At 24.7% G+C, this 4,380-nt stretch carries 3 protein-coding genes; 2 read left to right on the forward strand and 1 reads right to left on the reverse strand.

Translation table 11 applies throughout. The annotated features are described in order from the left end of the window. The coding region (locus tag E6A48_RS11175; protein WP_258018611.1) for a methyl-accepting chemotaxis protein at positions 1-2,906 on the forward strand (2,906 nt) is incomplete at its 5' end. Between the two features lie 77 nt (positions 2,907-2,983). After that, entirely contained in the window at positions 2,984-3,355 is a 372-nt protein-coding gene (locus E6A48_RS11180; protein ID WP_219710367.1) for a rod-binding protein, read from the forward strand. Here the strand turns inward: E6A48_RS11180 and E6A48_RS11185 are convergent, their stop codons facing one another. Beyond that, entirely contained in the window at positions 3,356-4,183 is an 828-nt protein-coding gene (locus E6A48_RS11185) for a histidinol-phosphatase (protein WP_219710371.1), read from the reverse strand. Positions 4,184-4,380 lie beyond the last annotated feature (197 nt).

Below are 4,380 nucleotides of genomic sequence, written 5' to 3' on the forward strand. Positions count from 1 at the left end.
GGTTTCTATATATGAGTTTAAAAAATAAGGTACTTTTTTCTGTTATTTTAGTAGTTGCATTATCATTATCTCCTACTATTTTTATTAATAGTAGAACAAATAGAAAAGCATTATATGATAATGCTATGACAGTTACACAAAATTATTTTTATGATATAGTTTCAACATTTAATAATATATATGCTACTACTTCTGTTGGTACAGTTTCATTATCAGATATAGCTACAGTAGCTTATGAATTGTATGATGTCGGTAATATAGAAAACCCTCAAAGAAGTCTTAGAGATATAATTTATAGATTCCACAAATCACAGCTTAATTTACACCATGTTATAGCAAATGGTATATACTTTGAACCTAATATTATATCAGAAAATACAAATTTAAAAAATTTATACTCTTTATATTTATATGATGTTCCTGATGCAGGCACTATGGAGCCTCAATTTGGAACTATTATGGATAATTATATAAATGAAGAATTTTATGCTTTAGCACTTCCTAATAATTGGAATAGAGAAGCTAAAAGACCACAAGATGTTTATTATTCTTCTCCATATATGAAAAATTTGGATAAGCCTCAAAAAGTTATATCATTCTCTTCTCCTATATATTCAACAGATAATACTAAACTTATAGGTGTTTCTTTATCTGATGTTTCGCTTGATATAGCACATGAAGTATTAACTAATATAGTAAAAACAGGACCTTTTAATACAATAATATATGACACAAGAAATAATAAGATAGTATATCATGATAATCCTAAATATATATTAAGCAATGTAAATGATTTTCCATGGTTTAATGCCGCTATAAATAATTTAGATATATCTACAAATATAATTATAAAAAATAAAGTAATGATTGATGATGTACCATATCATATATTTGTTAGACAATTTAAAAGTGGTTTATATAATTTATTTATGTTTGTACCTAGTTCATATTTCTCAAGTGTTTTAGACCAAACTAATAATACTATATTTGTTATTTTGATATTTGCTATTATAGTAATAATTATTATATTAAGTATTACAATACCAATATCATTAAAACCTTTAGATAAAATATCTCATGAACTTGAAGAGGGTGTATTTAATAATAATATGTTTATTAATATAACTAAAATAAACTCTAAAGATTCATTGGGGTATTTAAGTAGTTGGATAATCATATTTTTTGATATGGTTCAGCATGTATTCTCTACTGTATCAAAAACTTTATTAGTATTTAAAGCACAAATTACATCATTAAAGAATAAAACTTCTGATATTTCTAAAGTTGCAGGTTCTATGACTGAATCTGTAAACTTAATTGTAGATAATATATCCTATCAGCAAAATGAGTTTAAAGCGGTTGAAAGTAGTAATTTGGAAATTTATAAGATAATAGCTTCAAACCTATCAGAACTTGTTTCTATAGACCAGATGACTAATGACCTTCAAATAAAAATTGATGAACAGGCTATAAGTTTGAATCAAATAAACTCTTTAACATTATCTATACAAAAAGACATGGAAGAGGTATCAGAGTCTGTTGCTAAGGCTAAGGATGAGTCTGAAGTGATGTTATCATTATCAAATGATAGCAGGGATAAAATATTAAAAACAGAAAATATTACTAGAAATTTAGTTTCTTCTATTAGAGGAATATCAGAGTTTGTTAACTCCACAATAGATATTTCTCAGCAAACTAATATGCTAGCTATGAATGCTGCAATAGAAGCTGCACATGCTGGGGAACAGGGAAAGGGTTTTGCTGTTGTTGCTGAAGAGATAAGAAAATTGGCTACCACTACAAATGTTCAATCTGAGAAAGCTCATAGAATACTTAGAGAGATAGAAAAAGAGATGAATTTGATGATAGAAAAAATGGCAGAGAGGATGAACATCATAGAAAATATGATATCTAAAGTAAATAACTTTGTAGATACTATGACTAAAGTAAAAAAAGTTGTAGATGATAAGTATATAAGTACAAAAGATATGAATATTGCTATAGAACGTCTTACTAATGCTATTAAAGATATTAAAGAACAATATACAGCTTTACATGGCAGAATATCTGTTGCTAAAGATGATTTAGTTAATTTATCAGACTTTTCTAAGAAAAACGATGAGGCTATGAAATTGGTATCTAAAAATACAGATGATATAGTTACAAAAACACAGGATATGAGTGCCCGTATTAATGATGTATTTAATTTGATTAAAGAAATAGAAGCTCTTTCAAATATTTCTGGAGATTCCATTGATACATTAGATAGAGAGATGTCTTCGTATGTAATTAAAGATTTTGAAGAAGTTATTGCTGAAAAGATTAAGAATATTAATGATGGTGACAGAGCTTATGCTAAATATACACTAGTAAAAAGATTTTATAAGTTTATGATAGATACTTTTGGTAAAGAGAAAACTATTGCTTTAATAGCTAAAATGCCTGAAGATGCTAAAATTATATATAGTGATGTTAAGAAAGTGAAGTTCAAAAAGAAATTTGTATTATCTAGTTCATTTTTTATGCCTATTAATATCATTATGAATGAATTTTATGATGGAAGCGAAGAGGGTATAAGAGATGTTGCTAAATATGGTTTTAGAAAATGCAATGTTTTAAATAAATTAAAAATAAAATTTTATAGAGGTCGTAATTTAGCCGACTTGCTCATTAAATTCAGTAATAAAAGATTTAAAAATATTAATATAGATGTTGTAAAATCTGAAAAGAGAAAGGTTATTTATCATTTATATTATTTCCCTAATTATGATTCTATGATGGAAATATACTTTGATGAGTTAATTAATAATATATTTAGATATAGATATCCTAATTCTGCTAAAGTAACTATTTCTAAATCTATTAGCAATGGTTATATTTATACAGAGTATATTGTTACTTGGTAATAAAAAATTATATTAATAAGCTTTATATATTTTCCGATACTAATTAATAGTATATGTTTTAATAGAGGTATTAATATATGAATATTACTGATAAATATAATTTAAGTATTGGAACAGCTAATTTAAATAAACTTAATAATACTAAAAGAGAGTATCAGAATTATGCTACAAAATTTAGTGTAGAAAATACTTCTGAAGAAAATGTTACTGATAAAGAATTTCAAAAAAAACGTTTAAGAGAAGTTTCAGAGGATTTTGAATCTTTAATGATTAATCAAATGCTTAAAGAGATGAGAAAGACTGTAAATAAAAGCGGACTTGTAGATGGTGGCATGGCAGAAGAGATATTTGAGGATATGTTATATGATGAATATGCTAAAGAGTTTTCTAAAACTAAGACATTTGGTTTAGCAGAAATTATTTATAACCAAATGGAAAAATATGTTTAATTAATTTAGGCTTATATCTTTAAATGAGTTATTTATAAGGATTTTTATTTTAGTGTATCCTAGTTTTTTTAATTTTTCTAATGCCTCATAATAAAAATAATCTAGAGTATTTGCTGAGTGTGCATCTGTATTTATTGTAATTGGTATATTTAATTTTAATAATTTTTTTATAGTGTCATTACTTGGGTAGTGGGTATTTAAATTATCTTTATTCATTTTTCTTGTGTTAATTTCTACTATAGAGTTTGATTTTTTTATTGCTTCCAAAACTTCGTCAACTTTTTGTATGTACCAATCTTCTTCTTCTGTAAAATATTCTTTATTAAAATTATATTTTCTAATTAAATCCAAATGTCCTATGATATCTGGTTGTTGCGTATTTATCATATCTATTAGATTATTATAATATCTCAATACTACTTCTTTAATACTTGCAAAATGTTTTAATGTATTTTCAAAGTTTTGTTTTGAGGCGTCTATAGGAAAATAATTATTATCATCATCTTTTATAAAATGCACAGAGCCTATTCTATAATCTAGTATCATTTCTTTATCTGTTATTTTATTTAGGTTTGAATAATAGTCTGCTTCTATACCTGAATATATTTGAATTTTATCTTTATATATTTCTTTAAATTTTTTTATATCTTCTAAATATTTAATTGTATTTTCTATAGACATAGATGAATTGTCAAATGGTAAATAAGAATGTCCTGAGAAGCCTAAGCTTATAAAGTTTTTTTCTATTGCATATAATATATTTTCTTCTATAGTGTTTTTACCATCACAGTAGATTGTGTGAGTGTGTAGGTTTGACATATAATTCATGTTGCCATTATATTTTATATTTTTCATTTGTAAATATATGCAATTATATTTTATAAATTTTATTGTATTATTAGACTAGCCGCTAAAAATAAAAAGATTAAAAAATATTTTTGATAAACTTAAAAATTTTAAGTATATACTAAAATAACTATATTTGGTCATATAAGTTTTTTTATTCAACTTTTTCCCGCCGCAAA

The sequence above is a fragment of the Brachyspira pilosicoli genome (genome assembly GCF_019402445.1).
In the GTDB taxonomy this organism is placed as follows: Bacteria; Spirochaetota; Brachyspiria; order Brachyspirales; family Brachyspiraceae; genus Brachyspira; species Brachyspira pilosicoli_B.

Coding starts and splice junctions, on each gene's coding strand:
- E6A48_RS11180 (WP_219710367.1), top strand. CDS start 2,984: ATGAATATTACTGATAAATATAATTTAAGTATTGGAACAGCTAATTTA.
- E6A48_RS11185 (WP_219710371.1), bottom strand. CDS start 4,183: ATGAATTATATGTCAAACCTACACACTCACACAATCTACTGTGATGGT.